Below are 14,868 nucleotides of genomic sequence, written 5' to 3' on the forward strand. Positions count from 1 at the left end.
AATCAAGTGAGCACGCAAGGAACCCATAGAATGACAAGCCTGCCAGCCTCCTGCCGAATCCTGCACACCATGGAAGACCTGCCTCTTGCCGCGCTGACCCAGGTGGCGGCCTATTTCCAGGCCTTGTCCGAGCCGACCCGCTTGCAGATCCTCAATCTGCTGCGCCAGCGTGAACGCAAGGTGGGCGAGTTGGCCGAACTTTGCGGCTGCAGCGTGGCGAATGTCTCCCGGCACCTCGGCGTGCTGCAGCAGCAAGGCCTGGTTGAGCGCGAGAGTCGCGGCACCAGTGCCTTTTTCCGGATCGCTGATCCGGCGGTCTACCAGCTCTGCGATCTGGTCTGCGGCAGCATCGCCGGGAACAATGCGCGTGCCGCCGAGGCCGGCGCGGCCTTTCTCAAGGCCCGCTGACATATCCCGTTACAAAAACGGTGGCCATTCAAGGGTGAATCCCTGGCCGGGCGCATTGACGCGCCCGACGCTTTGGCGGAACCTTGCCGGCTTTCGCCTGCCCGTCCACTCGCCCGTGTGCGCAGGCGCCTCAAGCGGGAGCTCCTATGAAGATGGTATTGAACGCGGCCAATTGGGCCTTGCTGGCCGTGCTGGCTGTGAGCACAGTGCAGGCGCGCGCGCAGGCCTCGGCGACGGGCCTGCTGCCGACATCGGGCTACGCCGGTCTGGTCGTGTTCGGCGACAGCCTGGCCGACAGTGGCAACAACGCCCGCCTGGTCGGCACTGACCCGACACAGCAGATCACGGGTGACGGCTACTTCGCCAGCCTGCCCTTTGCCACCGGCCGCTACAGCAACGGCCCGGTGTGGGTCGAACATCTGGCCGAGCGGCTGGGCCTGAGCGCCTCGGCTTCGCAGCTGGGCGGCAGCAATTTCGCCTATGGCGGTGCCGCCACCGGCAGCGATGGCACGGGCACGCCCATCCCCGGTTTCCCCTTCAGCATGCGCAGCCAGCTCGGCCAGTACCTGGCCACCGTGCCCATGGCCGGAACGCCGGCACCGGCGCAGAGCTTGTTTGTGCTGTCGGGCGGCTCGGTCAATGTCAGCGCGGCCATGGAGGCCGCAGCCCTGCATCCCGAGCAGGCCTTTGGCATCCTGTCGGTCGCGGCCCAGGCCTATGCCTTCGACATCGCCGCCATGGTCGACGGCCTGCAGGCCGCCGGTGCCGAGCACATCCTGGTGCTCAATGTGCCGAACTTCGGCCTGACGCCGCGCGCGCAGAGCTATGGGCCCCAGGTCGCCGCGCTGGGCTCGCTGGCCGCCGGCCTGATGAACGATGCCCTGGGCCTGGCCCTGAACACCGAGCCCGGCGTGCGCGTGTTTGACCTCTACGGCAGCCTGAACCAGGTGGTGGCCCATGGCTCGGACTATGGGCTCGGCAATGTCAGCCAGGCCTGCGGCGCCCTGATCAACGCCTGTGATCCCGCCACGGCCTTGTTCTACGACGGCCAGCACCCCACGGCCTATGGCCACCGGCTGATCGCCGACCTGGTTTTCAGCTCCGCCGTGCCGGAGCCAAGCAGCGCTGTCTTGTTGCTGCTGGGTGGCGTTTGTGTGCTGGTGCGTCGGCGCCGCCAGGCCGAGCCAGCCTGAACCGCCTCAACGTGCCGGCTGGCCCGGGCAACTGGCCAGGGTCGCCGCGGCGGCTTCCAGAAACACCCGGGTGCGCAGTGGCATCAAACGGCGCTCGGGGAACACGGCCCAGCAGCTGACGGTCGGCAGACACCAGTCCGGCAGCACGCGCCGCAACTGACCGCCGGTGACCCAGGGACCTGCGAAGTGCTCACCCACGGCGGTGATGCCGACACCGGCGCAGGCCAGACGCAGCAGCATGTCGGGGGCGTTGACCAGGCTGCGGCGGGCGGGCGTCCCGCTCCAGCTTTGTGTTGAACCATCGGCAGCGCTGCGCTGCAGCTGCCAGGGCGGCGCGTCGCCGGCGCGGTTGAGGATCATCAGGCCATGCTGGTCCAGCAGGTCTTCGGGATCCTGCGGCTCGCCATGGGCTTGCAGGTACGCGGGCGAAGCGTAGAGGCCGTTGTTGAAGACGGCCAGGCGGCGCGCAGCCAGCTGGCTGTCGCTCGGCAGATCACCGACACGCACCGCCAGGTCAAAGCCCTCGGCGATCAGGTCGACACGGCGCGGCGACAGGTCCAGCATCAAGGTGATGTCAGGGTGGCGGCGCGTGAACTCCGCCAGCATGTCCCCAAAAGCATGGTGGGCCAGATCGGCTGGCATGGACACCCGCAGGCGGCCACTGGGCCGCAGCTGGCGCTCTGAGGCCAGGGCCAGGGCGCTCTCGACCTCGGCCGTCAGTGCCCGCGCATGCTCAAGCACGCCGGCACCGAACTCGGTCAAGGCCAGGCGCCGGGTGCTGCGCTGGAGCAGCTTTTCGCCCAGACGCTGCTCCAGCGCGGCAATGCGCCGCGACACGCTCGATTTGGGCAGCTGCACCCGTTCGGCAGCGCGGCTGAAGCTGCCGCTGTCCATCACACGTGCAAAGAGCAGCAGGTCGTCGGCATCGGGGCTCATGGTGGCGTGGTTCCTTTGAATGACGCTTTGATTGATGCTTTGGTGGAACAATCTTATCCAGATTGATGGCTTCTGTATCTCAAGAGTTCTCAATACAGTGAGCCCATCGCCGCTTCAAGGGATGCGGCAATGACCCACAGCGAAGGAAAACCCCATGAGCCGCATTCTGCAAATCAACTCCAGCGCCCGCCGTGTCGTCGACGGCCAAGGCTCCGTGTCCACCCGCCTGGCCCAGGAGCTGGTGGCCCGATTGCAAACCCAGCACCCGGGCAGTGAACTGACGGTCCGCGACCTAGCCCTGCAGCCCCATCCGGTGCTGGACGAGGCGGCCTTGCAGGCCTTGTTCACGCCCGCCGAGCAACGCAGCATCGAGCAGGCCGCCCGTGTCGCCCTGGATGACGCCTTGATCGCCGAGGTGCAGGCCGCCGATGTGCTGGTGATCGGCTCGCCCATGATCAATTTCGGCGTCAGCGCCCAGCTGAAGAACTGGATTGATGCGATCTCGCGGGCCCGTGTGACCTTCCAGTACACGGCGAACGGCCCGGAAGGCCTGCTCAAGAACAAGAAGGTCTATGTGCTGCTGGCGCGCGGCGGCATCTACCGCGACCAACCCAGCGACACGGTCGTGCCCTATTTGCGCACGGTGCTGGGTTTCCTGGGCATGAGCGATGTGCAGTTCATCTACGCCGAAGGTCTGGCCATGGGCCCCGATGCAGAAGCGGCCGCCTGGGAAGCCGCGCGTGAGCAGATCAGCGGCGCGCTCGCTACCATCGCCTGAGCCGATTCTTGCCACTGAAGCCAACGAGAACGAAGAAAGGTCACACCCGATGAGCAGCAGCAAGCCCCAAGCCTCTGTGCAAGCCCCCGTGCGCACGCCCCGTGCGGTGGAGCGCTTGGTTGCCGGCCAAGCCACCAGCGACGGCGCCGGCGTCAAGCTGACCCGCGTGCTGACCCAGGACCTGCAGCGCCGCCTCGACCCCTTTCTGATGCTCGACGCCTTTGGCTCGGACAAGGCCGATGACTACATCGCCGGTTTCCCCAGCCACCCGCATCGCGGCTTCGAGACCGTCACCTACATGCTCGAAGGCCGCATGCGCCACCGCGATTCCGCCGGCAACGAAGGTCTGCTTGGCAATGGTGGGGTGCAGTGGATGACGGCCGGCCGCGGCGTCATCCACAGCGAGCTGCCCGAGCAGGAAGAGGGCCGCATGGAGGGCTTCCAGCTCTGGCTCAACCTGCCCAGCCACGACAAGATGCGCCCGCCCTGGTACCGCGACATCCCCTCCGGCGAGATTCCTGAGTTCCAGACCGAGGCCGGCGTCACCGTGCGCGTGATCGCAGGCCACAGCCACGGCGTGGCCGGCGCGGTGCAGCGCGAGCACACCGAGCCGCTGTATCTGGACCTGCATCTGCCGGCCGGTGCTCGCCTCGAGCAGGCACTGCCCGAGGGGCATAACGCCTTCGTCTATGTGTACCGCGGCGCGTTGGAATTCCCGAGCGGCTGCCGCGTGCCGGCTCAGCGCATGGCCATCTTGGCCAACACCCCGGGCAGCGACGGCCTGGTGCTGCAGGCCGCGGCGGACACGGTGGAAACGGCGACCCGCGCCATCCTGATCGCCGGCCGACCGCTGCGCGAGCCGATCGCCCAGCATGGCCCCTTCGTGATGAACACGCATGAGGAGCTGGTGCAGGCGGTACGCGACTATCAGGCCGGCGTGCTGGCCTGATGGCAGTTCAAGGCTGGCTGTTGCTGGCCTCCTTGGCCAGGGGTGCGACCAGGGCTGCGTCAATGTCGGTGGCGATCGCGTCCAGCTCACTTTCGCTGTAGCCGCGGTACAGGCGGACGATGCGTCCGTCGCGGCCGATGATCAGCATATGCGGGATGCCCTGCACCCCGAAGGCTTGCTGAGCCTGCTTGTCGGGGTCGTAAATCATCTGCAGCTTGTAGTCCTTCAACGTGCGTTTGGCCCTGCGGAAGACATCGCGCGCCTCGGTGTTGACGGCGATCACTTCCAGGCGCTCGCGGCCGATCAGGTTCTGGATCTTCTCCAGCACCGGCAATTCCTTCAGGCAATAGCCACACCAAGTGGCCCAGAAGGTCAGCACCACGGCGCGCCCAGGGTACTGGCTCAGCAGAATGGTGTCGCCATCAAGGTTCTTGCCCACGGCGTCGGGTGGCAGGTCGCCGGCGCCCGGCACTCCGGGCTTGGCTTGGGCCAGCGGTGCTGCAAGCAGGGCCAGGCTCAGAGCCGCCTGGCTCGCCTGACGCGCAAGTGCGCGGCTCCGGATGGCGAATGCGCCGAATTCGAGTCCTGTTGCCATTCAACGGCCCTGGATGAAGCGCTGGAAAGCGGGAATGCGGAAATCTCTGGGGTACTCATCGCGCGTGTGCAGGGCGAAGCGCGCTGAAACTTCACCTTCGACCGGGCGGTTGTTGATGCGCTGGGCTTCAAAGACCCAGCCGTCGAACGAGGCTTTGGCGAAGCGGCGTACCGACTCCGGCATGCCCGGCAGCATCTGCACATCGATCTTCTGACACAAGCCTTCTGGGCTGACATGGCAGGTGGCCTTCACGCCGCCCTCCCAGCCCGGTTGATGGCTGACATCTTTCGGGTAGCTGGCCAGGTAGCGCTTGACTGGCAGGGGCGCCACCGCCAAGCCGAGGAACTGCACCTGGCTGTTTTCTTCAGGATTGCTGGCCGGCAGCAAGCGGTAGTCCATTCGCACGCCGGTGCGAAAGGTGGCCGGCGAGCCGTCGCTGTCTTGCACCGATGGGATGCGAGCCGACTGGAGTTGACGCTTGACCAGATCGGCAAAGGCCGTGGGCAGGTCTGCTTCGTCTGGCAGATGGAAAGCCAGATTGCGCCCGTCGGGGCCAAACAACACATCAGCCCAGACTTCGTAACTCGAGCCCTTGCTGGTGCTGGTTTGGGCTGTGGCCTCGGCGGATTCCTGGGCGCGGGTGGCGCCGGCCGCCATCAGCAGATGGGCGCACATCAAGGCCGACAAGCCGTGGCGCGAGAAAGTGTGGGTGCAGTGTGAAAACATGGCGGGTATGGATGCTTGCTGCGGGCATCGGAGTCAGCGCATATTCTGCGTCAGCTTGTGCTTGGATCTACAGCGGACTGTGGTGCGACCGGCCGCCAGCGCCGCAGCAACAAGGCATTGCTGACCACCGACACGCTCGAAAACGCCATGGCCGCACCGGCCAGCACCGGGTTCAGCAGACCGAAGGCCGCAAGCGGAATGCCGACCGCGTTGTAGGCAAAGGCCCAGAACAGGTTCTGGCGGATCTTGGCGTAGGTCCGGCGCGAGATGGCAATGGCATCGGCGACCAGGGCCGGGTCGCCGCGCATCAGGGTGATGCCGGCGGCGGCCATGGCGACCTCGGTGCCGCTGGACATGGCCAGGCCCACATCGGCTGCGGCCAGGGCCGGCGCGTCGTTGATGCCATCGCCGACCATGGCCACGCTGCGGGTCTGCCCATCCGGGCCGCGCTTGAGCTGGCTGACGATGTCGGCCTTGTCTTTCGGCAGCACCTCGGCATGGACCTCATCGATACCCAGCTGCCGGGCCACCGTGCCGGCACTGCCGCGGTTGTCGCCGCTGATCAGGGCCGTTTGCACGCCCATGGCGTGCAAGCGCAAGATCGCCTGCGCGGCGCTGGGCTTGAGCCGGTCGCCAAAGGCCAGCAAGCCGAGCAGCTGCGGCGCTTCCTGTTCGTTGCGGCCCAGTGCCGCCAGCCAGGACAGGCTGCGCCCTTCGTCCTGCAAGGCGGTGGCGCGCGCCTGCAGCGGCGCCAGGTCCAGCTTCAGTTCGCTCATATAGCGGCTGCTGCCCAGGCGCAGCTCGCGGGCTTCGCCCTGCCAGTCGACCTGGGCGGCGACGCCGCGGCCGGCCACGGCGCGCATCTCGCGCGCGGCCGGGATGTGCAGCCCCGCATGCTCGGCCGCTGCTTCGCGCACGGCGCGGGCCAGCGGGTGTTCGCTGCCGGCCTGCACGGCGGCGGCCAGGGCGAGCAGATCGGCATGGCCCTCGTGCGCCAGCAAACGCGGCCGGCCCTCGGTCAGGGTGCCGGTCTTGTCGAAAGCCACCAGCTTGAGACTGTGGGCCAGCTCCAGGGCTTGGGCATCCTTGATCAGGATGCCATAACGCGCCGCCACGCCGGTGCCGGCCATGATGGCGGTGGGCGTGGCCAGGCCCAGGGCACAGGGGCAGGCGATCACCAGCACCGAGACCGCATGCAGCAAGGCCGGCTCCCACAGCCCGGTGCCCAGACCCCAGCCCAGCAAGGTCAGCAGGGCCAGCAGCAGGACCACGGGCACGAACACCGCGCTGACCCGGTCGACCAGGCGCTGGATCGGCGCCTTGTGGCCTTGGGCGTCTTCCACCATGCGGGCGATGCGGGCCAGGGTCGATTCCGCGCCCAGGGCGGTGCAACGCAGGCGCAGCAGGCCTTCGCCATTGACGGCGCCGCCGGTCAGGTGTTCGCCGGCCTGCTTGGCCACCGGCAGGCTCTCGCCGGTGATCAGCGATTCGTCGACCTGGCTGCGGCCCTCCAGCACCAGGCCGTCGACCGGGATCCGTTCGCCCGGCCGCACCAGCACTTCGTCACCGAGCCGCAGCTGTTCCAGCGGCAGCTCCTGTTCCCGGCTCTCGCGCAGCACGCGTGCGCTCTGCGGCTGCAGGGCCTGCAGGGCGCGGATGGCCTCGGTGGTCTGGCGCTTGGCCCGCGCTTCCAGCCATTTGCCCAGCAGCACCAGGCAGATGACCACGGCCGCCGATTCGAAATACAAAGCCATGCTCATCGGCCCATGGGCCCAGAGCTCGTACAGCGACAAACCAAAGGCCGCGCTGGTGCCCAGGGCCACAAGCAAGTCCATATTGCCGCTGCCAGCGCGCAGGGCGGCCCAGCCGGCTTTGTAAAAGCGTGCGCCCAGCCAGAACTGCACCGGTGCCGCCAGAGCCAGCTGCCAGTAGCCGTTCAGCATCCAGTGCTGGCCGACCAGCATGCCCAGCATGGGCAGCACCAGGGGCGCGCACAGCAGGGCGGCGATCGCCACCGGCCAGACGCTGGCGGACCAGGGCGGGCCGCTCGCGCCGGCATCCTGGGTGTCCAGCAGGCTGGCCTCGTAACCGGCTTTGCCGACGGCGGCCGTCAGCGTCGCCGCCGTGATGCCTTCCAGCACCTGCACATTGGCGCTTTCGATGGCCAGGTTCACTTCGGCCGTCAGCACCCCCGGCAGCTTCAGCAGCGCCCGCTCGACCCGGCCGACGCAGGAGGCGCAAGTCATGCCCTGGATGCGCAAGCGCCAGGTTTTCAGCTTGAGCGGATAGCCGGCCTGCGCCAGTGCGGCTGCCAGGCTGGGCAAATCCGGCGAACCCGTCAGTACGGCGGTTTCGGTGGCCAGATTGACCTCGGCCGAGAGGACCCCGGTTTGTTTGCGCAGCAAGGTCTCGACGCGGGCGACGCAAGAAGCGCAGCTCATGCCCGAGAGCGGCAGGCGCAGGCTGGCGGAGGACTCAGGGCGTGCAGGGGTTGCATTCATATGCGGCTAGTGTCGCGCCAAGCTGCCCGAGCTGCCCTAGACTGGCATCCAGTGCCTTTTTTGCGCCGGGAACCCCATGAGCGAATTCACCCTCCCCGATATGAGCTGCGGCCATTGCGTGGCCGCCATCACTGCGGCCCTGACCGCGCTGGACCCGCAAGCGAAGCTGAGCTTCGATCTGCCTGCCCATCGCCTGCAGGTCGAGGGCGGGGTGCAGAGCGAGGCCGCGCTGGCCCAGGCGCTGAGCGAAGCGGGCTACCCGCCGGCCTGAGCGGCGCTGGCGCTTCTTCCCCTGCAGCTCACCCCGCCTTGCCCATGCTGGAAGCCATCAAGCGCGCCGCGGCCGAGGATGACGGTTCGGTCAACCCGCATTACCTCGACCATCTGGTCGCCACCGCTGAGCAACGCGAGATCGAGGCCACGGAAGACATCGTCAGCGGCAGCGGCGTCAAGCTGCTGGCGCGTGGCAGCAAGATCAGCGCCAGCCAACGCGAGCGCCTGCTGCAGCACAAGCTGCAAAAACCGCTCGAGCATTGCCTGGGCCTGAGCGAGGGCATCGCGCCGCAGCGCTTGAGCGCGCTGGCGCAGGAGCTGCTGCAACGCCATCCACTGCTGCAGCAGCTGTGCCAGCACGAGCGCGCCCGGCCGGCGGCCGAATCGCTGGGGAACTTGCCCTTGTCGGTACCTTTGCAGGCCTTGCTGACTGTCTATGCCCAGCGCGGCCCCGACCGGCTGGAACATGCGGTCGGTGTGGCCCTGGCCGCACTGGGCCTGGCGCGCCGCCTGCTGCCCGGCGACATCGAGGGCCACCGCTTGCTGGCCCGTGCCGGCCTCTTGCACGATGTCGGTGAGCTCTATCTGCAACCCGAGTTTCTGCGCCGCGATCTGCCTTTGCATGCCGAGCAGTGGCGCCATCTGGTCAGTCATTCCATCATCAGCCACCGGGTCCTGAGCGGCATTGCCGGTGGTGGCCCGGCCCTGGCCGAATTGGTGATCAGCCACCATGAGCGCCTGGACGGCTTTGGCTACCCGCAAGGCCTGCGCGGCGAGGCCCAGCTGGGTCTGCCGGCGCAGATCCTGGCCGCCGCCGAGTGGCTGGTCGGCCTGATGGAGAGTGGCGCCAGCGCCGTCGTGCACGCCAGCATCGCCACCAAGCTGATCCCGGGCGAGTTCGGCAGCGGTTTGCTGGAGGAGTTGCGCCGGGTTTCGCTGGCCTGCGCTGGGCCCAATGCCCTGCCCGACGAGGCGGCCAGCCTGGCCGATGCTTTGCCCAAAGCGGTGCGGGTCGCGGCCGTGCTGCGCAGCTTCCGCGCCTCGCGCGAGCTCATCGACGCGCGCATGGCCGACGCCAGCCCGGCCTTGCGGCGCATGCTGGAGCTGCTGCTCCATCGCATGCAGCAGCTGCAGACGTCCTTCAGCAGCGCCGGCCTGGACACTGGCGCGCCCGCGACCGTGTTCGGTGAGCTGGTCGCGGAGGCCGGCCAGGTCAAGGTCGAGACGGTCTCCCTGGTGCGCGAATTCAGCTGGCGCATGCGCGAGCTGGAGCGCGAGTCGCTGATGCGCGCCAGCCAGTTCAGCGTCGAAGATCAGGCCCTGTTGCAGGGCCTGATCGACACGCTCAAGGCCGACCTCAGCCCTTCTTGATCAGCAGGGCCGGGTCGATCGGCAGCTGGCGCAGGCGCACGCTGGTGGCGGCAAAGATGGCGTTCGCCACTGCCGGCGCCAGGGGTGGCGTGCCGGGCTCGCCGATACCGCCGGGCGCTTCTTGGCTGGCCACCAGATGCACCTCCACCTTGGGCATTTCGCTCATGCGAACGACCGGGTAGTCGTGGAAATTGCTCTGCTCGACGCGTCCGTCCTTGTGCGTGATCTTGCCGTAGAGCGCAGCCGAGAGGCCGTAGCAGATGGCGCTCTCGACCTGGTGCTGGATGGTCAGCGGGTTGACCGTCTGACCGCAGTCCACGGCCGCCACCACGCGGTGCACCTTGGGCGCGCCGTCCTTGCCCACCGAGACCTCGGCCACCTCGGCGACAAAGCTGCCAAAGCTCTCGGCCACGGCGATGCCGCGGAACACGCCCTTGGGCAGTTTCTTGCCCCAGCCGGCCTTGGCCGCAGCCAGGCGCAGCACCGCCTGCAAACGCGGCTGCTTGCCCAAGGCGGCGAGGCGGAACTGCAGCGGGTCGGCGCCGGCGGCGTGGGCCATTTCGTCGATGAAGCTTTCCAGGAAAAAGGCGTTCTGTGAATGCCCCACCGAGCGCCAGAACCAGACTTGCGGGCCGGGCTCGGCGCGGCCATAGGCGATGCGCAGATTGGCGATGTCGTAGGGCTGGTCGGCCAGGCCCTCGACAGCCATGGAGTCCACACCGTTCTCGGGGATCTTCATAAAGCCCGAGGCCGCCATGATGGAGGGCGAGCCCACATCGGCGCGCAGCATGGTCGGCCGGCCCTGGGCGTCCAGCGCGCCTTCGAACTGCACCACCGAGGCGGGGCGGTAGAAGCCGGCGGCCATGTCGTCGGCACGGTCGTAAATCAGCTTGACCGGCCGCCCGCTGATCTTGGACAGCAGGGTCGCGGCAATGGTCACATCATGCGCAAAGCGGCGCCCGAAGCCACCGCCCAGCAAGCTGGTGTTGACCTTGACATTGGCTTGCGGCATGCCGGCCACCTGGGCCACCACCATTTGTGTGGGCCCTGAGCCTTGGGTGCCGGTCCAGACCTCGGCCCGGTCGGCCTGTACCCAGGCCAAGCAGTTGAGTGGCTCCATGCAGGCATGGGCCAAATAGGGCACCTCGTAGCGCGCGCTCAGGGTCTTGACGGCCACGGCGGATGCATCCTTGAGATTGCCCTGGTCCACCGCCACGGCCGAGGCCTGTTCGGCACCTTGCAGCAGCAGGGTGCTGACCTGGGCCGGGGACAGCGTCGCTTGCTCGGGCTTGGCGCTCAGGTCCCATTCCAGCTTGAGGGCCTGGCGGCCTTGTTGTGCGGCCCAGTAGCCTTGGGCCAGCACCGCCACGCCGAAGGGCAGGGTGATGACCTGCACCACGCCTTTGACGGCGCGTGCTGCCGCTTCGTCCATCTGCTTGGGTTTTGCGCCTTCGAAGGGCGCGCGCGACAGCACGGCGATCACCATGCCCTCGACCTGGGCGTCGATGCCGTATCGGGCCGTGCCATTGGTCTTGGCCGGTGTGTCCAGGCGTCGGGTGGGGCGGCCCAGAATCTTGAAGTCGGCCGAGGCCTTGAGCTTGGGCGCGCTGGGCACGGGCAGCTGCGAGGCCGCGGCGACCAGGGCGCCGTAGGCCACTTTCTGTCCGGCCGGGCCCAGCACATGGCCGCGCTCGGTGCGTAGCTGGGCGGCGGGCAGCTGCCACTGGGTCGCTGCGGCCGCCACCAGCATCTCGCGAGCCGCGGCACCGGCCTGGCGCAGCGGTGTCCAGTGGGCGCGCACCGTGGTGCTGCCGCCGGTGGCCTGCATGCCGAACATGGGGTTGTTGTAGCGGCCATCGGCCGGCGCCTGCTCGACGCCGACCTGGCGCCAGTCGGCGTCCAGCTCTTCGGCCAGCAGCATGGGGATGGCGGTCAGCACGCCCTGGCCCATTTCCGAGCTGCCGCAGAGCACGGTGACGCGGTTGTCTGGCGTCAGGCGCAGCCAGGCATTGGGGGCGAAGGTGTTGCTGGCGGCTTGCGCCTGGGCGCGGCGCGCGGCCAGCGGCAGGGCGAAACCGATGCTCAGGGCGGCGGCGCCGCTGGCGCCGGCCTGCAGCAGCTGGCGGCGGTTCAAGGTGGCGGCCTTAGGGCTTTGGGCGTTGTGCATCTCAAGCTCCCTTCTGGCTGAGCGTGGCCGAGGCGTCGTGGATGGCGACCCGGATCTGCTGGTAGGTGCCGCAGCGGCAGATATTGCCGCTCATGGCCTGGTCGATGTCGGCGTCACTGGGCTTTTTCTTGGCCGCCAGCAGGGCGCAGGCGCTCATGATCTGGCCGCTCTGGCAGTAGCCGCACTGCGGCACATCGAGCTTGACCCAGGAGGCCTGCACGGCACGCCCGGTCTTGCTGGCGCTCACGCCTTCGATGGTGGTGATCTTCTTGCCTGCGGCGGCCGACAAGGGCGTGGAACAGGCGCGCACGGGCTGGCCGTCCAGGTGCACGGTGCAGGCCCCGCACAAGGCCATGCCGCAGCCGAACTTGGTGCCGGTCAATTGAAGGTCTTCGCGCAGCGCCCACAGCAAGGGCATGTCGGGGTCGGCGTCGAGGGTGGCGGCCTGGCCGTTCACGGTCAGCTGGATGCTCATGGGCGTCTCCTGGGGTGGGGAGGATGGCGAAAAATGTGGCGAGGGTCGGGGGCGAATGCAGCCGGTCGGCGGCAGCCGAGCGGCTGCGTCGCGCCGCCCGCAGCTTACACAGACTGGACTGTTTCTGCATGGCCTGGTGTTTTCGCCGGGGCGCTGCGTGTTCGCCTTGGGACGAAACCCCGAGCTGCTGCCGCCAAGCCCTTTTGGGCGCGCTTGCCCATCCCCTACAGTTGCGCGCTCGGGTGCAAGCTTTTATCTCGCTGTGCCACGGCTTCGCCCGCCCTTCGAATCTCTCCGATGCCATCACCATTGCTGCCTTCTCTGCCCCTGCCTCAAGCAGAGGGCGAGACAAGCCCTATCAGGCCAGAGACGCACTGGGTGCAATCCTTGTTCTGGTCTCTGCTGGCCTGGTTGGCGGTCGGCCTCTTGATGACGGCCACCCTGTACGCCGATGCCGCCCGCCGTGGAGGCGGAGGCAGCTCCGCCTGGGTGGGTCTGCAGGACTCGCTGGGTGCTCTGAGCTTCTTGGCGCTCTACACCTGGTTGCTACATCTGTGCATCGAGCGCTGGCCGCAGCGCTGGACCCAGGCCCGGCAACTGGCTGGGCTCTATGTCCTAAGCGTGAGTGTGGTGGTGCCCCTGGCCATCACGGCCAAGGTGGTAGCCGTGATGTGGCGGTTGGATCGGCCCTGGCATCGGCTCTTGGCCAACCTCGGGCGCCAGGAGGGTGTGCTCTGGTGGTTTGAGTTCATGGTGGTCACGGGTACTTTTGCGGCCGTGGTCGGCCTGAGTGCCTGGCAGCGCAGTCGCCGCCGTGAGCGCGATTGGGCAATCGCCCAGAGCGACAACATGCGCTTGCGCCTGACCCTGCTGCAAGGACAGCTGGAACCACATTTCCTGTTCAACACCCTGAACGGCATCTCCTCCTTGGTGCGCGCCGGCGAGCGCGGCCAGGCGCTGTCGGCCCTGACCCGGGTCAGCGAATTGCTGCGTTATGCCTTGCGCGTCAGCAAGCGGGATTGGGTGACGGTGCAGGACGAGCTGGATTTTGTGCGCGAGTACCTGGCACTGCAGAGCTTGCGCTTTGGCGACGATTTGCAGCTCGATTGGCAGATTGCAGCGGCCGACTGGCAGCAGGCAGCCTGCCCGCCCTTGTTGTTCCAGCCTCTGGTTGAGAACGCCATTCGCCATGGTTTGGAGGCGGGCGCCGGCTTGGGGCGGGTGTCGATCTCTCTGTGTGCCGAGGACGACGGGGGGCCTCGAATTGGGCTGCGCATCGAGAATTCGCTCGGTGACAGCCCCAGCAGCCAGCGCGGTCATGGCGTTGGCCTGAGCGCCACGCGCGAACGCCTGGCCATGCTTTACGGCGCCGCAGCCGGGCTGCAAACCCATCAGGATCAGGGCCTTTTTGTCCTCGAATTGAGCCTGCCATGGCGGGAAGTGAATGATGAAGATGTGGAACGCACTGATCGTTGACGACGAGGCGCTGGCGCGTAGCAATCTGCAGCTGGCCTTGGCCGAGCATCCGCAGTGGCGCTGCGTGGGTGCATGCGCCAGCGCCGCCGAAGCGCGCGTGGCCCTGGCGCAGCGCGAGGTCGATCTGCTCTTGCTGGACATTCAGATGCCGCGCCAGAACGGTCTGGCCTTCGCGGCCGAGCTGGCTCAGCAGCCCTCATCGCAGACGCCCTTGGTGGTTTTCGTCACCGCTTACGACGAGCATGCGCTGAGCGCCTTCGATGTGTTCGCGCTCGACTACCTGCTCAAGCCCTTCGACGACCAACGCTTTGCCGCCATGCTGGGCCGGGCCGAGCAGTGGCTCAGCCTCCAGCAGGGTGCGGCCCTGCAAGCCGAGGCCGTGCAGGCTTTTGTGCGCGAACAGCAAAGCCGCGCCGCCGGCGAGGGCATGCCGGAGCTGCCCTTCCTCAGCGTGCGTTCGGTGGGTCGAGTTGAGCGCATCGCCGTGGCCGACATCGAGTGGATTTCCGCGGCCGGCAATTATGTGGAACTGCATCTGGCGCCGACCGCGTCTGCGGCGGCGCGTGTGGTCCTGCATCGCTCCACACTGGCCGCGCTGGAGGAGAGGCTCCCGCGTGGGCAGTTCCAGCGCGTGCACCGAACGGCTCTGGTGCGACCCGAGACCTTTGCCAGCCTGGCCGTCACTGGCGATAGCACGTACGCGCTGAGCCTGCGTTCGGGCGAGGTGGTGCCGGTCAGCGAGCGCTTTGTCAAAGAGGTGCGGGCGCGCTTCGGCTGAGGCAGGCGTCCTGTGGGGCTCAAGGCCTTCCTTCGGTCCCACCTCAGCCTGGGCGCAGGCAGGCGCTCAGGCCTTCGACAGGCGTCGGACAGGCCGCAGGGCCTGTCCTCGGTCCTATCTTAGCCCGGGCTCTGGCAGGCGCCCGGTCCTTCCGTGGGCGTCAGGAAGGCCTCAAGGCCTTCCTTCGGACCCACGTCAGCCTGGGTGCAGGCAGGCGCCCAGTCCTTCCGTGGGCGTCAGGA

At 67.8% G+C, this 14,868-nt stretch carries 14 protein-coding genes; 8 read left to right on the forward strand and 6 right to left on the reverse strand.

The window, feature by feature from the left end:
- Positions 1–69 precede the first annotated feature (69 nt).
- Together LNV23_RS18185 and LNV23_RS18190 are read left to right on the forward strand one after the other, a co-directional pair.
- On the forward strand, positions 70–408 hold the full coding sequence (locus tag LNV23_RS18185) for an ArsR/SmtB family transcription factor (protein WP_263564378.1): 339 nt from the start codon (positions 70–72) through the stop codon (positions 406–408).
- Between the two features lie 146 nt (positions 409–554).
- Positions 555–1,601 (forward strand): SGNH/GDSL hydrolase family protein, encoded by a 1,047-nt coding sequence (locus LNV23_RS18190; RefSeq protein WP_263564277.1) that lies wholly within the window; start codon positions 555–557, stop codon positions 1,599–1,601.
- A 6-nt stretch (positions 1,602–1,607) separates the two neighbouring features.
- Here LNV23_RS18190 and LNV23_RS18195 read toward each other — a convergent pair whose 3' ends face one another.
- A complete protein-coding gene (locus tag LNV23_RS18195; protein WP_263564278.1) occupies positions 1,608–2,537 on the reverse strand; it encodes a LysR family transcriptional regulator in 930 nt (309 codons plus the stop codon).
- 154 nt (positions 2,538–2,691) lie between these two features.
- Between LNV23_RS18195 and LNV23_RS18200 the strand changes: the two genes are divergently transcribed.
- Both LNV23_RS18200 and LNV23_RS18205 read left to right on the forward strand, forming a co-directional pair.
- Positions 2,692–3,315, forward strand: coding sequence for an FMN-dependent NADH-azoreductase (locus tag LNV23_RS18200; RefSeq protein ID WP_263564279.1), 624 nt, complete (start codon positions 2,692–2,694; stop codon positions 3,313–3,315).
- A 49-nt stretch (positions 3,316–3,364) separates the two neighbouring features.
- Positions 3,365–4,264, forward strand: a complete 900-nt coding sequence (locus LNV23_RS18205; RefSeq protein WP_263564280.1) for a pirin family protein — start codon at positions 3,365–3,367, stop codon at positions 4,262–4,264.
- 7 nt (positions 4,265–4,271) lie between these two features.
- On the opposite strand, the gene LNV23_RS18210 is transcribed toward LNV23_RS18205, so the two are convergent.
- The 3 genes from LNV23_RS18210 to LNV23_RS18220 are packed head-to-tail and all read right to left on the reverse strand — an operon-like array spanning position 4,272 to position 8,086.
- Positions 4,272–4,859: a TlpA disulfide reductase family protein gene (locus LNV23_RS18210; protein WP_263564281.1), complete on the reverse strand. Its 588-nt coding sequence runs from the start codon at positions 4,857–4,859 to the stop codon at positions 4,272–4,274.
- A complete protein-coding gene (locus LNV23_RS18215; protein WP_263564282.1) occupies positions 4,860–5,585 on the reverse strand; it encodes a hypothetical protein in 726 nt (241 codons plus the stop codon). It lies immediately after the preceding gene.
- Positions 5,586–5,635: 50 nt separating this feature from the next.
- On the reverse strand, positions 5,636–8,086 hold the full coding sequence (locus LNV23_RS18220; protein ID WP_263564283.1) for a heavy metal translocating P-type ATPase: 2,451 nt from the start codon (positions 8,084–8,086) through the stop codon (positions 5,636–5,638).
- Between the two features lie 76 nt (positions 8,087–8,162).
- Between LNV23_RS18220 and LNV23_RS18225 the strand changes: the two genes are divergently transcribed.
- On the forward strand, positions 8,163–8,357 hold the full coding sequence (locus LNV23_RS18225) for a heavy-metal-associated domain-containing protein (RefSeq protein WP_263564284.1): 195 nt from the start codon (positions 8,163–8,165) through the stop codon (positions 8,355–8,357).
- 44 nt (positions 8,358–8,401) lie between these two features.
- Positions 8,402–9,730, forward strand: coding sequence for an HD-GYP domain-containing protein (locus LNV23_RS18230; protein ID WP_263564285.1), 1,329 nt, complete (start codon positions 8,402–8,404; stop codon positions 9,728–9,730).
- On the opposite strand, the gene LNV23_RS18235 is transcribed toward LNV23_RS18230, so the two are convergent.
- Both LNV23_RS18235 and LNV23_RS18240 read right to left on the reverse strand, forming a co-directional pair.
- Positions 9,717–11,897: a xanthine dehydrogenase family protein molybdopterin-binding subunit gene (locus LNV23_RS18235; RefSeq protein ID WP_263564286.1), complete on the reverse strand. Its 2,181-nt coding sequence runs from the start codon at positions 11,895–11,897 to the stop codon at positions 9,717–9,719. The genes LNV23_RS18230 and LNV23_RS18235 overlap by 14 nt on opposite strands.
- A 1-nt stretch (position 11,898) precedes the next feature.
- On the reverse strand, positions 11,899–12,372 hold the full coding sequence (locus LNV23_RS18240; protein WP_263564287.1) for a (2Fe-2S)-binding protein: 474 nt from the start codon (positions 12,370–12,372) through the stop codon (positions 11,899–11,901).
- 378 nt (positions 12,373–12,750) lie between these two features.
- Here LNV23_RS18240 and LNV23_RS18245 point away from each other — a divergent pair, with 378 nt between their 5' ends.
- Together LNV23_RS18245 and LNV23_RS18250 are read left to right on the forward strand one after the other, a co-directional pair.
- The gene (locus LNV23_RS18245) at positions 12,751–13,848 is read left to right on the forward strand and encodes a sensor histidine kinase (RefSeq protein ID WP_263564288.1); all 1,098 of its coding nucleotides are present in this window, start codon (positions 12,751–12,753) and stop codon (positions 13,846–13,848) included.
- Entirely contained in the window at positions 13,826–14,626 is an 801-nt protein-coding gene (locus LNV23_RS18250) for a LytR/AlgR family response regulator transcription factor (protein WP_263564289.1), read from the forward strand. The genes LNV23_RS18245 and LNV23_RS18250 overlap by 23 nt, the downstream gene beginning before the upstream one ends.
- The last annotated feature ends 242 nt before the right edge of the window (positions 14,627–14,868 follow it).

The organism is Kinneretia sp. DJ1R-11, assembly GCF_025717595.1.
Classification (GTDB): domain Bacteria; phylum Pseudomonadota; class Gammaproteobacteria; order Burkholderiales; family Burkholderiaceae_C; genus Paucibacter_A.

Coding starts and splice junctions, on each gene's coding strand:
- LNV23_RS18185 (WP_263564378.1), top strand. CDS start 70: ATGGAAGACCTGCCTCTTGCCGCGCTGACCCAGGTGGCGGCCTATTTC.
- LNV23_RS18190 (WP_263564277.1), top strand. CDS start 555: ATGAAGATGGTATTGAACGCGGCCAATTGGGCCTTGCTGGCCGTGCTG.
- LNV23_RS18195 (WP_263564278.1), bottom strand. CDS start 2,537: ATGAGCCCCGATGCCGACGACCTGCTGCTCTTTGCACGTGTGATGGAC.
- LNV23_RS18200 (WP_263564279.1), top strand. CDS start 2,692: ATGAGCCGCATTCTGCAAATCAACTCCAGCGCCCGCCGTGTCGTCGAC.
- LNV23_RS18205 (WP_263564280.1), top strand. CDS start 3,365: ATGAGCAGCAGCAAGCCCCAAGCCTCTGTGCAAGCCCCCGTGCGCACG.
- LNV23_RS18210 (WP_263564281.1), bottom strand. CDS start 4,859: ATGGCAACAGGACTCGAATTCGGCGCATTCGCCATCCGGAGCCGCGCA.
- LNV23_RS18215 (WP_263564282.1), bottom strand. CDS start 5,585: ATGTTTTCACACTGCACCCACACTTTCTCGCGCCACGGCTTGTCGGCC.
- LNV23_RS18220 (WP_263564283.1), bottom strand. CDS start 8,086: ATGAATGCAACCCCTGCACGCCCTGAGTCCTCCGCCAGCCTGCGCCTG.
- LNV23_RS18225 (WP_263564284.1), top strand. CDS start 8,163: ATGAGCGAATTCACCCTCCCCGATATGAGCTGCGGCCATTGCGTGGCC.
- LNV23_RS18230 (WP_263564285.1), top strand. CDS start 8,402: ATGCTGGAAGCCATCAAGCGCGCCGCGGCCGAGGATGACGGTTCGGTC.
- LNV23_RS18235 (WP_263564286.1), bottom strand. CDS start 11,897: ATGCACAACGCCCAAAGCCCTAAGGCCGCCACCTTGAACCGCCGCCAG.
- LNV23_RS18240 (WP_263564287.1), bottom strand. CDS start 12,372: ATGAGCATCCAGCTGACCGTGAACGGCCAGGCCGCCACCCTCGACGCC.
- LNV23_RS18250 (WP_263564289.1), top strand. CDS start 13,826: ATGTGGAACGCACTGATCGTTGACGACGAGGCGCTGGCGCGTAGCAAT.